Origin of the sequence: Pseudomonas sp. NFPP12, from assembly GCF_900103205.1 — a bacterium.
Taxonomy (GTDB): domain Bacteria; phylum Pseudomonadota; class Gammaproteobacteria; order Pseudomonadales; family Pseudomonadaceae; genus Aquipseudomonas; species Aquipseudomonas protegens.
The window spans coordinates 549947-566563 of the sequence record NZ_FMWW01000002.1 but is presented as its reverse complement, the minus strand read 5'-3'; the positions used below and the strand labels follow the sequence as shown (position 1 = coordinate 566563).

Annotated in this window: 13 protein-coding genes; 4 read left to right on the top strand and 9 right to left on the bottom strand. The window is 64.0% G+C overall.

Annotated features, from left to right (window positions below; all coding sequences use genetic code 11):
* Nucleotides 1-356 precede the first annotated feature (356 nt).
* Nucleotides 357-1784: an arginine-ornithine antiporter gene (gene arcD, locus BLS75_RS10260; protein ID WP_072450798.1), complete on the top strand. Its 1428-nt coding sequence runs from the start codon at nucleotides 357-359 to the stop codon at nucleotides 1782-1784.
* A complete protein-coding gene (locus tag BLS75_RS10255; protein ID WP_072450797.1) occupies nucleotides 1781-2656 on the top strand; it encodes a DNA-3-methyladenine glycosylase family protein in 876 nt (291 codons plus the stop codon). The genes arcD and BLS75_RS10255 overlap by 4 nt, the downstream gene beginning before the upstream one ends.
* Nucleotides 2657-2700: 44 nt before the next feature.
* Here the strand turns inward: BLS75_RS10255 and BLS75_RS10250 are convergent, their stop codons facing one another.
* From BLS75_RS10250 to gap, 9 genes are all read right to left on the bottom strand, one after another.
* Nucleotides 2701-4056 carry a CoA transferase gene (locus BLS75_RS10250; RefSeq protein ID WP_072450796.1) on the bottom strand — a complete coding sequence of 452 codons (1356 nt, stop codon included), beginning with the start codon at nucleotides 4054-4056 and terminating at the stop codon, nucleotides 2701-2703.
* A 98-nt stretch (nucleotides 4057-4154) separates the two neighbouring features.
* Nucleotides 4155-6299, bottom strand: coding sequence for a methyl-accepting chemotaxis protein (locus BLS75_RS10245; RefSeq protein WP_011062884.1), 2145 nt, complete (start codon nucleotides 6297-6299; stop codon nucleotides 4155-4157).
* A gap of 187 nt (nucleotides 6300-6486) precedes the next feature.
* Nucleotides 6487-6888 (bottom strand): YbaN family protein, encoded by a 402-nt coding sequence (locus BLS75_RS10240; RefSeq protein WP_072450795.1) that lies wholly within the window; start codon nucleotides 6886-6888, stop codon nucleotides 6487-6489.
* A gap of 117 nt (nucleotides 6889-7005) precedes the next feature.
* On the bottom strand, nucleotides 7006-7614 hold the full coding sequence (locus BLS75_RS10235; RefSeq protein ID WP_011062882.1) for a biliverdin-producing heme oxygenase: 609 nt from the start codon (nucleotides 7612-7614) through the stop codon (nucleotides 7006-7008).
* 112 nt (nucleotides 7615-7726) lie between these two features.
* On the bottom strand, nucleotides 7727-10333 hold the full coding sequence (locus BLS75_RS10230; protein WP_072450794.1) for a TonB-dependent receptor: 2607 nt from the start codon (nucleotides 10331-10333) through the stop codon (nucleotides 7727-7729).
* Between the two features lie 121 nt (nucleotides 10334-10454).
* A complete protein-coding gene (locus BLS75_RS10225) occupies nucleotides 10455-11423 on the bottom strand; it encodes a FecR family protein (protein WP_072450793.1) in 969 nt (322 codons plus the stop codon).
* A gap of 113 nt (nucleotides 11424-11536) precedes the next feature.
* Entirely contained in the window at nucleotides 11537-12055 is a 519-nt protein-coding gene (locus BLS75_RS10220) for an RNA polymerase sigma factor (protein ID WP_011062879.1), read from the bottom strand.
* A 73-nt stretch (nucleotides 12056-12128) separates the two neighbouring features.
* Nucleotides 12129-12593, bottom strand: coding sequence for a methylglyoxal synthase (locus BLS75_RS10215; RefSeq protein ID WP_072450792.1), 465 nt, complete (start codon nucleotides 12591-12593; stop codon nucleotides 12129-12131).
* Nucleotides 12594-12608: 15 nt separating this feature from the next.
* Nucleotides 12609-13613, bottom strand: coding sequence for a type I glyceraldehyde-3-phosphate dehydrogenase (gene gap, locus BLS75_RS10210; RefSeq protein WP_011062877.1), 1005 nt, complete (start codon nucleotides 13611-13613; stop codon nucleotides 12609-12611).
* A gap of 223 nt (nucleotides 13614-13836) precedes the next feature.
* On the opposite strand from gap, the gene edd reads away from it, so the two are divergent.
* The gene (gene edd / locus BLS75_RS10205; protein ID WP_072450791.1) at nucleotides 13837-15663 is read left to right on the top strand and encodes a phosphogluconate dehydratase; all 1827 of its coding nucleotides are present in this window, start codon (nucleotides 13837-13839) and stop codon (nucleotides 15661-15663) included.
* Nucleotides 15660-16616, top strand: coding sequence for a glucokinase (locus BLS75_RS10200; RefSeq protein WP_011062875.1), 957 nt, complete (start codon nucleotides 15660-15662; stop codon nucleotides 16614-16616). Before edd ends, BLS75_RS10200 begins: the two co-directional genes overlap by 4 nt.
* Nucleotide 16617 lies beyond the last annotated feature (1 nt).

Genomic DNA, 16617 nt, shown 5'->3' with positions numbered 1-16617 from the left:
AATGAATGACTTAAGATTTGTTGCGGGGGGTAGAATGCTGCCCGGAGAGGGCCATTCCAGACAGGTTTCGATCTCCTTATCAGTAGCGGTTCTCATTGCCGACGACGTTTGAAACTAGACCCTTTTGGGGAATGTGCAAATCTTTCAGCGGCATTGATTAATCACTTGGTAGTGATGGCACTTAGTGCATATACATAACAAAACAGTCGGTTATTCAGGGCCTTCTACGGGGTGTACAGAGGCCCGTTGCTTAAAGGATAAATAATTGACTGTTACTGTTAGACGCAAATTTGTAGAAGTTATTTAATAGCGTGTAGCTTTAATCGCCAGATCGACTCACTGAAGCAGAGGTAGGGATGTCACAACCGGCGCAGAAGCTGCAACTCGGTGCATTGATCGCCCTGGTGGTGGGTTCCATGATTGGCGGCGGGATCTTCTCGCTGCCGCAGAATATGGCGGCCCGGGCCGATGCCGGAGCGGTGCTGATCGGCTGGGCCATCACCGCGGTGGGGATGCTGACCCTGGCCTTCGTCTTCCAGACTCTGGCCAACCGCAAGCCGGAGCTCGATTCCGGGGTCTACGCCTATGCCAAGGCCGGGTTCGGCGACTACATGGGCTTCTCTTCCGCCTGGGGTTACTGGATCAGCGCCTGGCTGGGCAACGTCGGCTACTTCGTCCTGCTGTTCAGCACCCTGGGCTATTTCTTTCCGGTGTTCGGCCAGGGCAATACCCCGGTGGCCATCGGCTGTGCCTCGGTCCTGCTGTGGGCTGTGCATTTCCTGGTGCTGCGGGGGATCAAGGAGGCGGCGTTCATCAACCAACTGACCACGGTGGCGAAGATCGTGCCGCTGGTGATGTTCATCGTCATCGCTGCCGTGGCATTCAAGGCGGATATCTTCACCCGGGATATCTGGGGCCGCAGCAACCCGAACTTCGGCGGGGTGATGGACCAGGTGCGCAACATGATGCTGGTCACGGTGTTCGTGTTCATCGGTATCGAGGGCGCCAGCGTGTATTCGGCCCGGGCGCAGAAGCGCGCCGATGTCGGGCGGGCCACGGTGATCGGTTTTCTCGGGGTGCTGGCGCTGCTGGTACTGGTCAACGTGCTGTCGTTGGGGATCATGAGCCAGCCGGAGCTGGCGCAATTGCAGAACCCTTCCCTGGCGGCAGTGCTGGAGCATATCGTCGGCCCCTGGGGCGCCTTGCTGATCAGCATCGGCCTGGCGGTTTCCCTGCTGGGGGCCTTGCTGTCCTGGGCCTTGCTGTGCGCCGAGATCCTCTACGCCACCGCCCGGGACCGGACCATGCCGGCTTTCCTGAAGAAGGAAAACGCCAACCATGTGCCGGTCAATGCCTTGTGGCTGACCAACGTGATGATCCAGATCTTTCTGCTGATCACCCTGTTCTCCGCCGGCACCTACACCAGCCTGATCTACCTGGCGTCGTCGATGATCCTGGTGCCCTACCTGTGGTCGGCGGCCTATGCGGTGCTGCTCAGCGGTCGCGGGGAAACCTACGAGCAGGCCTCCCGGGAACGCAAGAAGGACCTGTTCATCGCCACCGTGGCCCTGAGCTACGCCATCTGGCTACTGTACGCCGGCGGCTTGAAGTACCTGCTGCTGTCGGCCTTGTTGTATGCGCCGGGGGTGATCCTGTTCGCCAAGGCCAAGCATGAGCAGGGCGGGCCGTTGTTCACCCCGCTGGAAAAACTGATCTTCGCGGCCGTGGTCATCGGCGCCTCATTGGCGGCCTATGGCTTGTACAGCGGTCTGCTGGCGCTGTGATTCATCACCTGCCCTACCAGGGCGCCTACGACTGGCCGGCGATGCTGGGCTTTCTCAGGGCTCGCGCCATCGAAGGCCTGGAGGTGGTGCAGGGCGATACTTATGCCCGCACCTTCGCGCTGGCGGGTGGGCAAGGCATCTTGAGTGTCTGCCCGGGGCCTGCAGGCCATTTGCAGGTGCAGGTGCAGTTGCAGAGGGCCGAGCAGGCCCTGCTGCCCCAGGTGCTGGCGCGCTTGCGCCGGCAATTCGATCTGGACGCGGACCTGCTCCTGATCAACCGCCATCTGGCCCGTGATCCGCTGCTCGCACCGTTGCTGGCGGCACGCCCGGGCCTGCGAGTACCTGGGGCCTGGGACGGTTTCGAGCTGGCCATTCGCGCCGTGCTGGGCCAGCAGATCACCGTGCAGGGCGCGATCCGCCTGGCGGGCAAGCTGGTGGCGGTGCATGGCCGGTTGCTGGCCAGTCCCGACCCGCAGTGGCCTGGTTTGACCCACCTGTTTCCCACTCCCCAGGTGCTGTCCACTGCCAACCTGGCCGACCTGGGAATGCCCCGCAGCCGGGCACGCACGCTGTCTGCCGTGGCCCAGGCCTTGCTCGACGATCCACTCCTGTTCGAACCCAGGGCCAGCCTGCAACAGGGGGTGGAGCGCCTGTTGCAATTGCCGGGAGTCGGCGATTGGACCGCGCAATACATCGCCCTGCGCCAGTTGCGCGAGAGCGATGCCTTTCCGGCGGCGGACGTAGGCCTGTTCAACGCTGTGGCACGTCTGCAGGGGCTGCGGCCCAATGCCCGCCAACTGCTGGCCCGGGCCGAGGCCTGGCGGCCGTGGCGCGGTTATGCGGCGCAGCATTTGTGGGCGGCCATGGGCTGAAACGGTCCGCCGGTTCCTACGGGATCAACTGCCAGCCAAGGCCTTCACCACCATCTGGGGCGATGGGCGCCCAGGGCGGTGGCCGGGCAACTCCACTGCACCGGCGTTCCATTGATGTGCAACGGCACCCGCAGGCGCCGCGCCGGCCCCCAAGGGGTCTGTTCCAGCACCAGCCCCTGATCCTCGTGGTCTTCGGCGCGCGGTGGAATTTCGGCGGTCGCTGACGGGGAATGATCAACCAGCAACTGGGCGGTGCGGGCCAGGGACAGGCGCGCCGATACGCCCTGGTCGCCGCTCAGGGACCGTGTCAGTGCCCGAAGGGCGCTGGCTGCCATCAGGTAACCGGTGGCGTGATCCAGGGCCTGGACCGGCAGTGGTACAGGCCTGTCCGCGGCTTTCCAGGCCATGCCGGCTTCGGCGATGCCGCAGCTCATCTGCACCAGGCTGTCGAAGCCCCGGCGGTTGCGCCAGGGGCCGCTCCAGCCGTAGGCATTGAGGCTGACTTCGATCAGCCCCGGAGCGATTATCTGGCGTGCCTGGGCGTCATAACCCAGGTGTTCCAGGGCATCGGCGCGGTAGCCATGCAGAAGCAGGTCGGCCTGCGCCAGCAGGCCTTCGAACAGGGTACGCTGCTCAAGGTCGTGCAGATCGAGGCGCGCGCAGTGTTTGCCCAGGGTCACCTCCGGCTCCAGGGCCGGCTCGTTCCAGTGTGGCGGATCGATGCGCAACACCTCGGCCCCGAGCCCCGCCAGCAGGCGGCTGGCCACCGGGCCAGCCAGGACCCGGGTCAGGTCCAGTACCTTGAGCCCGGCCAGGGGCCGGTCGACGCGACCGCTCCAGGCCTTGTGCCGCTGATCGGCCTGGGGCAGCCAGTGCACCAGGGGTTCGCTGTTTACCGCCTGGCCCTGGGGGTGGGCCTGCCACTGCGCCCAGCTGCGCATCTGCGCGGCACAACCGCCCTGGTCGACTATCGCCTGCTCCAGTTCCAGGGCGTTCCAGGTGGCCACCTGGGCGGCCATGGCCGAACGTTCGGTCACCGCTCCCAGCACCCGTTCGGCGGCGGCCCGGTGGTGAGGTGCGTTGGTGTGCAGGCGAATCCAGCCGTCGCGGCTGGCGTAGTCGCCGGCAATCGGGTCCCAGGGGGATGGCAGGCTCCAGCCCTGCGGGCGGATCGAGCTGGCGAACCAGAACGAGGCCAGGCGCCGGTCGACGCTGACCTCTGGCAGGCGTCCGGTCTGGCTGTACAGGAGTTCAGCGACTGCCTGCCCGGTAGCGGCAATGCTGGCGCTGGCCAGGTCGGTCACGGCGAAGGCCGAGGGCAGGGCGCCCTGGCCGGTTTGCCGGCTGCTTGATGACGCCAGGCCCAGCGCGGCCTGGATGGATGCGAGTAACTCGGTCATGGCCCACTCCGCGGATCAGGGGAGGGCATTGCACCCTGAAACTGCCGCGGCTGTCGATCACCCCTGGTCATCGGCCGCGGCTGGCGCCGGAGCAGCGCTTACACGCGGAACTGATCCATGAGTTTCATTTGTTGGGTGGCCAGGGCATTGAGCTGGCTGCTGACCTGGGCCGACTCACTGGCCTGTTCGGTGAGGGTTTCGGTCACGGTGCGAATCGCCGAGACGTTGCGGTTGACCTCTTCGGCCACCGCGCTCTGCTGCTCGGCAGCGCTGGCGATCTGCAGGTTCATGTCGCTGATCACAGTGACCGCGTCGCTGATCTTGCCCAGGGCCTGGACTGCCTGCTGGATCTGCCCGGCATTGTTCTGCGCCTGGCTCTGGCTGGCGTGCATGGTGGTCACCACATCCCGGGTGCCGCTCTGGATGCGTTCGATCACCACGCGGATTTCCTCCACCGAGTCTTGGGTGCGCTTGGCCAGGTTGCGCACTTCATCGGCCACCACGGCGAAACCGCGACCGCTTTCCCCGGCGCGAGCCGCTTCGATGGCGGCGTTGAGGGCCAGCAGGTTGGTCTGCTCGGCAATACTGCGGATCACTTCCAGCACCGACCCTATCTGTTCGCTGCTCACCGCCAGGGCTTCGACTTCCCCCACCGCCTTGCTCACCTCGTCGGCCAGCAGGCTGATGTCCCGGGTGCTGCGCTCGATGATGGTCATGCCTTCCTTGGCCGACTGGTCTGCGCCACGGGCGGCCTGGGCGGCATTGGAGGCACTGTTGGCAACATCGTGGGCAGTGGCGCTCATTTCGTTGGAGGCGGTGGCCACTTGATCGATTTCGCGGAACTGCACCTGCATGCCTTCACTGGTCTGGCGGGCGATTTCCGAAGACTGGTCGGCGGTGCCCCGGGCTTCGGTGATGCTCTGCTTGATCTGGGCGATGGTCGGTTGCAGCTTGTCGAGGAAGCGGTTGAACCAGCCCACCAGTTCGCCGAGTTCGTCTTTCTTGCTGTAGTCCAGGCGCTGGGTCAGGTCGCCGTCGCCGCTGGCGATGGCCTTGAGCATCTGCGCCACGCTGTTGATCGGGCGGGTCACGCCCGAGGCGCTGAGCCAGATCAGCAGCAGGCCCAGCAGGCCGGCGCCGACGGCCACCAGTACGGTTTTCACCGTGCCGCTGGTCTGGGCCTCATCCAGCAGGCCTTGCAGTTTTACCGAGTCTGCCAGCAGTACTTGTTGCGGCAGGTCGATGGTGACGCCCCAGGGCTTGGCATCGGCAATCGGGCTGAAGGGGTAGACCGCGCGGATCAGTTCACCCTGTTGCAGGACCTTGTTCTGGTTGCCGGCGAGCAGCGCGAGGATATCCTTGCCCTGGGCGCCGAGGGTTTCGTTGATGTTCTTGCCGACCTGGCTGGCATCGGCGCCCACGGCCGCCAGCAAGCCGCTGCCGGCGACGATCATCATGTGCCCGGCACCGTTGAACAGAAAGCGCTGGGACTCGCCGGCCGCGGCCTGCAGGGAGTCCAGGGCGATGTCGACGCCAATCACCCCGATGACCTTGCCGTCCACCAGCAAGGGCTGGGAGATGGTGGTCATCAGCACCTGTTTCTTGTCCTCGCCGATGGTGTCGGCGTAGGGGTCCAGCAGGCAGGTACGGCGGCTGTCGCGGGGGCAGGTGTACCAGACGTTGTAGGGGGTGCCGCTGAGGTTGAGGGTGGTCTTGGTCAGGTCGTCTTCCACCATCACGGTGTTCAACTGCTGGCCCCCGGATCGGCTCCAGTAGGTGGCGAAGCGCCCGCGTTCGTTGGAAGCACGGGCTGCGTCATTGAGAAATTCGCTGTCCTTGCCATCCAGGGCGTTGGGTTCGTAGGCCAGCCAGATGCCGAGCACTTTGGGATTGCGCTCGAAGGCGGTCTTCAGGCTGTGGTTGAGCTCTTCGCGCAGTGCCGCAGCTTCCAGGCCGCGCTTGCTCGCCATGTCACGCAGGTCGCGTACCTGGTCCGCCAGGGCGGTGATCACCAGGTTGCTTTCACCGAAGGTCTTCTGCACCCGTACTGCCTGGTCGGCGGCCTTGGCCTGCAACAACTCTTCGACCCCGGCGGTGAGCATCCGCGTGCTGGAGGTGTTGACCAGTTGGTTGTTCTGCTGGCTCTGGTACAGGTTCATGCCGACGATCAGCGCCACTACGCCCAACAGGCACAGTCCGGACAACAGCACTATTTTCAGGCGAATGGAGAGAGAGTCGAACATGGGGGGCGATCTCGCGAAAGGACGGATGGAAAGCACGGAATCGGATGACTCCGGTCGCCAAGTCCATTCAGCGCTATGCCCGGAACATCGGCTCGGACGGCCTTTGCGTGAGGGGCTGCCGACGAACGGTCATGTCCTTGACATATATGGCCTCGGGGGCAAGGGCATAGCTGCCAGCGGGCGCAGGTCAGGAGGCCTGCTGCAGGGCTTCGGGGCGTGACCAGATCCACAGGTTGCCCAGGGTCATGCCGGCAATGGCGGCATACATCGTCCAGTGATGGTTGAGCAGGGTCAGCATCAATCCGGCACACAGCAGCATGCTGACCGTGGCGCTGACCTTGGCCTTGCGGCTGACGATCCGGCCGTTGCGCCAGTTGCAGAGGATAGGCCCGAACAGGCGATGGTTCTCCATCCAGGCGCTTAGCCGTGGCGAGCTCTTGGTGGCGGCCCAGGCAGCCAGCAGGATGAACTCGGTGGTTGGCAGGCCGGGCACGACGATGGCGATCAGGCCGATGGCCAGGCTGACATAGGCCAGCGCGCCAAACAGCAGGCGGGAAATCTTCGACGAGGAGGGGCGAGTGGGGGTCATGGTTTCGATGATGAGGTAACGCGTCGTACGGCTCAATCCGCGAATGCCGCCGGCCGACAAAATACCGCTGCGGGCAGGGGCACGCCTTGGCGCGCCACCTGCCCGCAACTACGCGGGTCAGGCCGGTTGTGCGGCGCCGGAGTAAGCCTGTTCCAGCAACACGGTGAAGCGGTTGAAGGCATCCAGGGCGCCTTTTTCCGCCGCGGCTTCTTCTTCGGCGGTGAACTCCAGGCCGTCGAGGATGCGGGTGAAGGTTTTCCAGCCTTCGGCGCGGCCACCGGCCGGTTCGCCCAGGTGACGGGCACCAAAGGTTTCGCTCAGGCCCAGACCCACGGCGCGCTTGATCAGGAACGCGGCACCCAGCTTGGAGCCTTCGGAGACGAAGATCCAGCCCAGGGCTTCGGCCTGGCTCGGGTTGCTGACGGCACCGGCCACTGGCGCAGGAACCTCGGTTTCCAGGTCGGCCAGGTCAGCCTTGGCAGCTTCGGCGCGGCAGCGCTCGGCCAGGTCCGGGACGATCTTGTTCAGTTCGGCATCGTTGTACAGGTCCACCAGTTCCGACTGGAACAGGTACTGGGCCACCACGAAACGGGCGAATGCACCCTGGGTTTCGAAGGGCGCATGGGCCTTGACCAGGGCGTCGAGCTTGGAATGCGGCTCGTGGGTGATCTGGTTCAGGCGTTGGGAGCGCAGGTGGTGACGCTGGGAGGAATCCTGGGAGGTCATGCAGATGTCCTTGAGAATGAGAGGCACTTAGTGACTAGACGAACAAGAAGACGCGACACAGTAAAAAATCCTCACTGCCCTGGATGAAAAAGGGCAGTGAGGTGTCCAGGCGTCAGATATCCCACACCAGGTTGACCGAGAAGTTGCGGCCGGGCTGGGTCAGGCGGTCGAGGTTGGCGGGGTTGAGCATGCCGGCCTCGCCGACGCCGTCATAGCCGCGCACGTCGTCCCAGTTCCAGTATTTCTTGTCGGTCAGGTTGTACAGGCCGGCGTTGACAGTGACGTCGTCGGTAACCTTGTAGAACCCGGTGAGGTCGAGAATGCCGAAGCCGGGGGTCTTGAACTGGCTGCTGGTGGTCAGGCCGTCCGGGGCTTTGAACGCAGTGTCATCGACCCGATCCTTGCGCTTGACCAGGGTCCAGCTGAGCAAGGTGCCGTAGTTATCCTGGTCGTAGCCCAGGCCAAACACCGCCTTGAGCGGGTTCACGCTATTGATCGGTTCACCGTTGTCGGCATTGCGACCGTAGGCGTACGCCACCGAGCCCAGGGTGTAGAGGCCCTGTGGAGCACCCAGGGCGTCCAGGTTCAGGCGGCCCTTGGCTTCGGCACCCTTGATGGTGGCGTGCTTGATGTTGGCGGTCTGGAACTTGATCTGGTTGTAGCCGGGAGCGATGGCATCTTCGTTGATGAAATCGCTGTACTTGTTATAGAACACCGCCACATCGAAGTTGCCGTGCTCGAAGTTGCCGCGCAGGCCGGTTTCCCAGCTCTTGCTCTTCTCCGGCTTCAGGTCCGGGTTGGGGGTGACCGAATAGCCGGCACCCGGGTTCTCGAAGCGTCCGAACAGCGCCTTGGCAGTCGGTGTGCGGAAGCCTTCGGCGTACTGGCCGTACCAGGTGTATTGCTCGGTCAGCGCGTAGGTCAGGCCGAACTTGGGCGACAGGCGATGCCAGGTCTTTTCGCTGGCATTGATTTCCGAGGCCTTGCCTCCGGCGGCGGCGATGGTGTTGACGAACTCGTCGGTCACGTGAGGTTTGAGCTGGGTGTAGTCGTAGCGCAGGCTGGGCAGGAAGGTCCAGTCGTTCCACTGGATCTGGTCCTGGACGAACAGGCCATAGGTGTTGATGGTCGGGTCCGGGAAGTCGCTGGATTTGGGGATGCTGTCTCCCCGGGATGCGCTGGGGGCTCCAATGGCCGAGCAGTTGGTGGCCACGTTCAGGCAGGTGGCGGTGCCATAACGGTAGCCGGTCACTTTCTGTTGCTTGATGTTGGTGCCGTAGGTCAGCAAGTGCTCGGTATCGGCCAGGGTGAATGCCTTGTCCAGTTGTGCATCGAAGACCCATTGCTTTTCCTGGTACAGGGTGTCGCGGGTACGCGCCACACGGCGCCCGGACTGATAGATCTCGTCGGCATGCTGGTCGGTCTTGGCGATCTGGTAGTTCAGGCTCCACTTGATCTTGTCCGCCAGGACGCTGTCGAGGGCAAAGCTGTGTTCCAGGCCGAAACGCTCGCGGGTGATGGTGTCGTTGGCGGTGCGGGCGCGGTACAGGTTGCTGCCGGTGCCGTTGAAGAACAGGCCGCCGACCACACTGCGCTGGTTGCTGTCGCGGTCGTCCTTGTACTTCTCGTAGGTGAGGCCCAGGCGCGAATCGTCGTTGTAGTCCCAGCCCAGCTTGGCCAGCACGCTGGTGGTGCGCACGGTTTCCGGGTTGGCTTCGGTACGGTTCAGGCCGGTGCCGCCGGTGCTGCCGTAGGATTCGGTTTCGCGGCCATTGCGTTGGCTCAGGTGCAGCAAGCCGTCGAATTCGCCGCTGCGCCCGGCGAAAGTGCCGGAGGTCAGCCAGCTGTTGTCGGAGGAGCTGTAGCCGCTTTTCAGGCGGGCGCCCAGATCCTGGCCTGGCTTGATGATGTCATCCGGGTCCAGGGTGAAATAACTCACAGCGCCGCCGATGGCATTGCTGCCATACAGCGCCGAAGCCGGGCCGCGGAGGATTTCCACGCGCTTGATGATTTCCGGGTCGACGTAGTTGCGCTGGGTTTCAGCGTAGGGCCCGTTGAAGAAGCTGCTGGGCACTTCTACGCCATCGACCTGGGTCAGGATCCGGTCGCCATCGATGCCGCGGATGTTGTAGCCACTGATACCGCCGCCACGCAGGCCCGCGCCACCCACCGAGACGCCTGGTTCATAACGGGTCAGTTCGCGGATGTTGTTGACGTTCTGGCGGTCGAGTTCTTCCCGGGTGTGCACGCTCACGGTGCTGGGCACCGAGTTGATGTCCTGCTCCTGACGGGTGGCGCTGATGGTCACCTGCTGCAGGTTCACCACATTGGCTGCGCTGCGTTTTTCCAGAACGATGTTGTTGTTGCCCAGCTTGCGGTAGCTCAGGTTGGTGCCGCTGAGCAGCCGATCCAGGGCCTTTTCCGGTGGCAGCGAACCGCGCACGCCCGGGGAGGACACCCCGCTGCCCAGCTCCGCCGGCAGGCCCACTTGCCAACCGGTGACCGCAGTAAAGGCGTTGAGCGCCGATACCAGCGGCTGCTGGGCGATAGCGAAGTTGTAGTTGCCCATGCGCTGGCTGGAGGATGCCGGGGCATCGGCGGCCATCACGGGGGCAGCGTGGGCGCCGGCCAGCAGGATGGCTGCGGTCAGCAGCGACAAGGTGCAGTTTTGCAGGCGGGCACAGGGAACAGGGGATCGGCTGTTGAGGCGAGGGGACATCGAGAGCGCTCCGGGTCGCACGAAACTTTTATAGGTGCAGATACACATTCAAAATGCGAATCAGTTGCATTGGCTATAACGAGACGTACGACCCTTAGAGATCGCGTAAAAATAATTGTTCTCAGTTGAGAATCACTAGTGCCGGGAACTCGGAAAGCCGTGCCGAAGTGATGTGGGCCAGGGAACGCACCACGTCCAGAGGCTGATCCAGGCGGTAGTTGCCGGTTACCGCGACCTTTGCCAGGTGTTCGTTGTTGTTGACGATCCAGCCCGGGTAATAGCGCCGCAGTTCGGCCAGGACCTGGCTCAGGGGGCAGTTCTCGAACACCAGGCGGCCCTGGACCCAGGCCAGATCCTTGTCGGCGTCGAGCCTGGCCGGCTGGTCGAAGCCCTGGGGCCCGACCCGCACGCTTTCCCCGGCGCGCAGGCGCAGGCGCTGGTCGGCGTGGGTGGCGCGCAGGTCGATGTCACCGCGCTGCACCTGGACTTGTGCCACGCCGTCCAGGTAGCGCACGGCAAAGGTGGTGTCGCGCACGCTGGCCTTGACCGGGCCGGCGTCCAGTTCCAGGGGCAGGCCGCGATTGCCGGGGATCTCGAAGAAGGCTTCGCCCTGGTACAGCCGGGCCACGCGCTGGTGATCGTTAATGTCGCTGGAAAAGGCCGAGTTGGTGTTGAGCAGCACCTTGGAACCGTCTTCGAGCTGCAGGCGCTGGCGCTCGCCGACCTGGGTCAGGTGGTCAGCCTGCAGGCGCAGCGGCAGGTTGCTGAAGCTGAATAATCCGAGCAGCAGCACCGCGGCGGTGGCCAGGGGTTTCCAGTGGGGGCGCAGGCGCGCCAGGCGCGAGACTTTCGGTGGCGCTGCCAGGGTCAGGGCGCATTGCGCCACTTGCGGGCCATTCCAGATCGCCTGGGCCTTTTCGAAGGCCTGGGCGTTGAGCGGTGAAGCCGCCAGCCACTGATGAAACTGGCGCACTTGTTCCTCGTTCGGATGTTCCAGCTCGATCAGCCAATCCAGTGCCTGATCCATGGCCAGGGTGCTTGAGTGCGGGCCGGCAGGGGTGGGCGGCTCGGCGCTGTGAAAATCCGTCACGGGTGTTCCTCGGCTGCGTCTGTGCGCGGCTGTTTTTTCAAGAGAGAGCGAAAGCCGGCCAAGGTTAACAAAGGCTCGGGGCTGCCGCAGTCATTCTGCTCAGCGGTTGAGACTCACTGGCCGTCGAGACGTTCGGCGACGCCGATGCAGATGGCCATGATCAGTTTCAATTCCTTTTGCACCGTGCTCAGTGAAACCCCGAGCTCGTCGGCGATCTCCTGGTAACTGTGGCCGTGCAGGCGGCTGAGGATGAAGATCTGCTGCTGGCGCGGGCTGAGCTGGCCGAGGCTGAGGTTCAGGCGTTCCAGCATCTGCTCGGCGTGGGCCGCGTCTTCGGCACTGCTGACGGGCGCGGCGACATTCTCCACCACCTCCGGCGGTACGTCTTCGAGCAGGGTGCGGCCCTGGATGCGCCGGGCCCGCAGGTGATCCAGGGCGAGGTTGCGCGCGGTCTGGAAGACAAAGGGTTCAAGGTGCGTGATCGGCCGCTCGCTCAGGGCCCGGGTCACGCGCAGGTAGGTTTCCTGCAGCAGGTCTTCGGCGGTGCTGTGGTTGTTGACCATCCGCTCCAGCGTTCGCAGCAGAGAAATGCGTTGGGTGAGGAAGACGTGGTTGAAGTGCGATTGACTCACAGCAAGGCCTGATCCATTTTTTCAGCAGATGATAATGATTGTCATCTACGTCAATGGTCAAGCCTTGCGTGAATTATCCTCGGCCGGCCAGGTAGGCCTGATAGTCGGGAATCCGGTGCTCATGGGCCTGGTTCATCAGCGGGCTGCTGAGCAGGTAGTCGGCGCTGCACTCGTTGCAGGCCACCGGAATGTTCCATACCGCCGCTACCCGCAACAGGGCCTTGATGTCCGGATCATGGGGCTGGGGTTCGAAGGGGTCCCAGAAGAACACCAGCAGGTCGACCCGTTGCTCGGCAATCTGCGCCCCCAGTTGCTGATCGCCGCCCAGGGGGCCGCTGATCATGCTTTCCACCGGCTGCCCCAGGTGCTTGCTCAGCAACAGGCCGGTGGTACCGGTGGCAACCAGCTCGTGCTCGGCCAGGCGCGCCTTTTGCCGCCCGGCCCACTCCAGCAGGAACGCCTTGCAGTGGTCATGGGCGACCAGGGCGATGCGCTTGCGCGCGGCCATGGTCTTGTGGGTGAAACTGATACCGATCATCGACGAATATCCGTTTTATTCCGCGTTGCACAGGGCCAGGCAGTTATCCAGCATGCGGTTGGAGAAACCCCACTCGTTGTCGTACCAGGCCAGCACCTTGAGCAACCGGCCACCGCTGACCTTGGTGTGGTTGGCGTCGAAGATCGACGACAGCGGATTGTGGTTGAAGTCGCTGGAGACCAGCGGCAGGGTGTTGTAGCCGAGGATCGTCGAGTGCTGGCTGGCGCTCTTGAGCAACGCATTGACCTCTTCGGCGGTGGTGTCGCGCTTGAGGGTCACCGTCAGGTCCACCAGGGACACGTTGATCACCGGTACTCGCACGGCCATGCCGGTCAGCTTGCCAGCCAGCTCCGGCAGCACCAGGCCCACCGCTTCGGCAGCGCCGGTCTTGCTCGGGATCATGTTCTGGGTGGCCGAACGGGCGCGATAGGGGTCGCTGTGGTAGACGTCGGTGAGGTTCTGGTCGTTGGTGTAGGCGTGGATGGTGGTCATCAGGCCGTTGTCGATGCCCAGCTCGCGGTGCAGTACCTGGGCCACTGGCGCCAGGCAGTTGGTGGTGCACGAGGCGTTGGAGATGATCTGGTGCGACTGGCGCAGGATGTCGTGGTTGACCCCGTAGACCACGGTGGCGTCGGCGCCCTTGGCCGGGGCCGAGATGATGACCTTGCGGGCACCGGCGGTCAGATGGGCGGCAGCCTTGGCGCGGTCGGTGAACAGGCCGGTGCATTCGAACACCACGTCGATCTTCTCCGCGGCCCAGGGCAGTTCGGCCGGGTTGCGGATGGCGCTGACGGCAATCCGGTCGCCATTCACGGTGAGGCTTTCCTGATCGTGTTCGACTTGGGCGTCGAAAGTGCCGTGCACGGTGTCGTATTTCAGCAGGTGGGCATTGATAGCGCTGTCTCCGAGATCGTTGATAGCGACGATCTGCAGATCCTGGCGATAGCCTTGGGTATAAAGTGCGCGCAGGACGTTACGGCCGATACGGCCAAAACCATTGATTGCGATTCGAAGAGTCATGTGCAAACGCCTGTCGTTGAATTTGTTGTTGGAATTACAAGATTATTCGCATAGAAATAGAAAACAAGCCTTTTTAGTGGCAATATTTTGTCTTATCTACAACGAGTGACCTGAATCAACTGGTCCAAATGGTCAGAAACACCCTCCGCTGTCCCTGAGCGGTGGCGCGTCTGATCAGCATAGACAAACAGGTCGCCACATCCGTTAGCCTGGAGTTCTACACATGCATCCCCGCGTTCTTGAGGTCACCGAACGGCTTATCGCCCGCAGTCGCGCCACTCGCCAGGCCTATCTCGCGCTGATCCGCGATGCCGCCAGCGACGGCCCGCAGCGGGGCAAGCTGCAATGTGCGAACTTCGCCCACGGCGTGGCCGGTTGCGGCACCGACGACAAGCACAACCTGCGGATGATGAATGCGGCCAACGTGGCAATTGTTTCGTCATATAACGACATGTTGTCGGCGCACCAGCCTTACGAGGTGTTCCCCGAGCAGATCAAGCGCGCCCTGCGCGAGATCGGCTCGGTGGGCCAGTTCGCCGGCGGCACCCCGGCCATGTGCGATGGCGTGACCCAGGGCGAGGCCGGTATGGAACTGAGCCTGCCGAGCCGTGAAGTGATCGCCCTGTCTACGGCGGTGGCCCTCTCTCACAACATGTTCGATGCCGCGCTGATGCTGGGGATCTGCGACAAGATTGTCCCGGGGTTGATGATGGGCGCCCTGCGCTTCGGTCACCTGCCGACCATCTTCGTTCCGGGCGGGCCCATGGTCTCGGGCATTTCCAACAAGCAGAAAGCCGACGTGCGCCAGCGTTACGCCGAAGGCAAGGCCAGCCGCGAGGAACTGCTGGAGTCGGAAATGAAGTCCTACCACAGCCCCGGCACCTGCACTTTCTACGGCACCGCCAACACCAACCAGTTGCTGATGGAAGTCATGGGCCTGCACCTGCCGGGCGCCTCTTTCGTCAACCCCAATACACCGCTGCGCGATGCCCTGACCCATGAGGCGGCGCAGCAGGTCACCCGCCTGACCAGGCAGAGCGGGGCCTTCATGCCGATTGGCGAGATCGTCGACGAGCGCGTGCTGGTCAACTCCATCGTTGCCCTGCACGCCACGGGCGGCTCCACCAACCACACCCTGCACATGCCGGCCATCGCCCAGGCGGCGGGCATCCAGCTGACCTGGCAGGACATGGCCGACCTCTCCGAGGTGGTGCCGACCCTTTCCCACGTCTATCCAAACGGCAAGGCCGATATCAACCACTTCCAGGCGGCGGGCGGCATGTCGTTCCTGATCCGCGAGCTGCTGGAAGCCGGCCTGCTCCACGAAGACGTCAATACCGTGGCCGGCCGCGGCCTGAGCCGCTATACCCAGGAACCCTTCCTGGACAACGGCAAGCTGGTGTGGCGCGACGGCCCGATCGAAAGCCTGGACGAAAACATCCTGCGCCCGGTGGCCCGGGCGTTCTCTGCGGAGGGTGGCTTGCGGGTCATGGAAGGCAATCTCGGTCGCGGCGTGATGAAGGTTTCCGCCGTGGCCCCGGAGCACCAGATCGTCGAGGCCCCGGCCGTGGTGTTCCAGGACCAGCAGGACCTGGCCGATGCGTTCAAGGCCGGCCTGCTGGAGAAGGACTTCGTCGCGGTGATGCGTTTCCAGGGCCCGCGCTCCAACGGCATGCCCGAGCTGCACAAGATGACCCCGTTCCTCGGTGTGTTGCAGGACCGTGGCTTCAAGGTGGCGCTGGTCACCGACGGGCGCATGTCCGGCGCTTCGGGCAAGATTCCGGCAGCGATCCATGTCAGCCCCGAAGCCCAGGTGGGTGGCGCGCTGGCCCGGGTGCTGGACGGCGATATCATCCGCGTGGATGGCGTCAAGGGCACCCTGGAGCTTAAGGTAGACGCCGCAGAATTCGCCGCCCGGGAGCCGGCCAAGGGCCTGCTGGGCAACAACGTTGGCACCGGCCGCGAACTCTTCGCCTTCATGCGCATGGCCTTCAGCTCGGCAGAGCAGGGCGCCAGCGCCTTTACCTCTGCCCTGGAGACGCTCAAGTGAAACTGGCCCTGGTCGGTGATATCGGTGGCACCAACGCGCGCTTCGCGTTGTGGAAAGACCAACAACTGGAGGCGATCGAAGTCCACGCCACCGCGGACTACAGCTGCCCGGAAGACGCCATCAAGGCCTACCTGCGGGACCAGGGGCTGGCCCTGGGGGCCATAGGTTCGGTGTGCCTGTCGGTGGCCGGCCCGGTCAGCGGCGATGAGTTTCGTTTCACCAACAACCACTGGCGCCTGAGCCGCCAGGCTTTCTGCCAGGCTTTGCAGGTGGACCAACTGCTGTTGGTCAACGACTTCTCGGCCATGGCCCTGGGCATGACCCGCCTGCAGCCGGATGAATTTCGCGTGGTCTGCGAAGGCGTTGCCGAGCCCTTGCGCCCGGCTGTGGTGATCGGCCCGGGCACGGGCCTCGGGGTGGGCACCCTGCTGAACTTCGGCGACGGTCGTTACATGGCCTTGCCGGGAGAGGGCGGGCATGTCGACCTGCCCTTGAGCAGTGCGCGGGAAACCCAGCTCTGGCAGCACATTCACGACGAGATCGGCCATGTCAGCGCCGAGACCGCCCTCAGCGGTGGCGGCCTGCCCCGGGTGTATCGGGCGATCTGTGCGGTGGACGGCCATGAGCCGCGGCTCGAGACTCCGGAGGCCATCACCGCGGCCGGCCTGGCCGGCGACCCGATCGCCCGGGAAGTGCTGGAGCAGTTCAGCTGCTGGCTGGGCCGGGTGGCGGGCAACAACGTGCTGACCACCGGGGGTCGTGGCGGGGTGTACATCGTCGGTGGGGTGATTCCGCGCTTTGCCGATTTCTTCATCCACAGCGGCTTTGCCAAGAGCTTTGCCGACAAGGGTTGCATGAGCGATTACTTCAAGGGCATCCCGGTGTGGCTGGTGACCGCGCCCTATTCCGGACTCACCGGTGCCGGCGTGGCCCTGGAGCAGGCCCAGGGCTGAC

Bases quoted from the DNA above. Each gene is read 5' to 3' on its own strand.
- arcD (WP_072450798.1), top strand. From the start codon at position 357: ATGTCACAACCGGCGCAGAAGCTGCAACTCGGTGCATTGATCGCCCTG.
- BLS75_RS10250 (WP_072450796.1), bottom strand. From the start codon at position 4,056: ATGACCGAGTTACTCGCATCCATCCAGGCCGCGCTGGGCCTGGCGTCA.
- BLS75_RS10245 (WP_011062884.1), bottom strand. From the start codon at position 6,299: ATGTTCGACTCTCTCTCCATTCGCCTGAAAATAGTGCTGTTGTCCGGA.
- BLS75_RS10240 (WP_072450795.1), bottom strand. From the start codon at position 6,888: ATGACCCCCACTCGCCCCTCCTCGTCGAAGATTTCCCGCCTGCTGTTT.
- BLS75_RS10235 (WP_011062882.1), bottom strand. From the start codon at position 7,614: ATGACCTCCCAGGATTCCTCCCAGCGTCACCACCTGCGCTCCCAACGC.
- BLS75_RS10230 (WP_072450794.1), bottom strand. From the start codon at position 10,333: ATGTCCCCTCGCCTCAACAGCCGATCCCCTGTTCCCTGTGCCCGCCTG.
- BLS75_RS10215 (WP_072450792.1), bottom strand. From the start codon at position 12,593: ATGATCGGTATCAGTTTCACCCACAAGACCATGGCCGCGCGCAAGCGC.
- gap (WP_011062877.1), bottom strand. From the start codon at position 13,613: ATGACTCTTCGAATCGCAATCAATGGTTTTGGCCGTATCGGCCGTAAC.
- edd (WP_072450791.1), top strand. From the start codon at position 13,837: ATGCATCCCCGCGTTCTTGAGGTCACCGAACGGCTTATCGCCCGCAGT.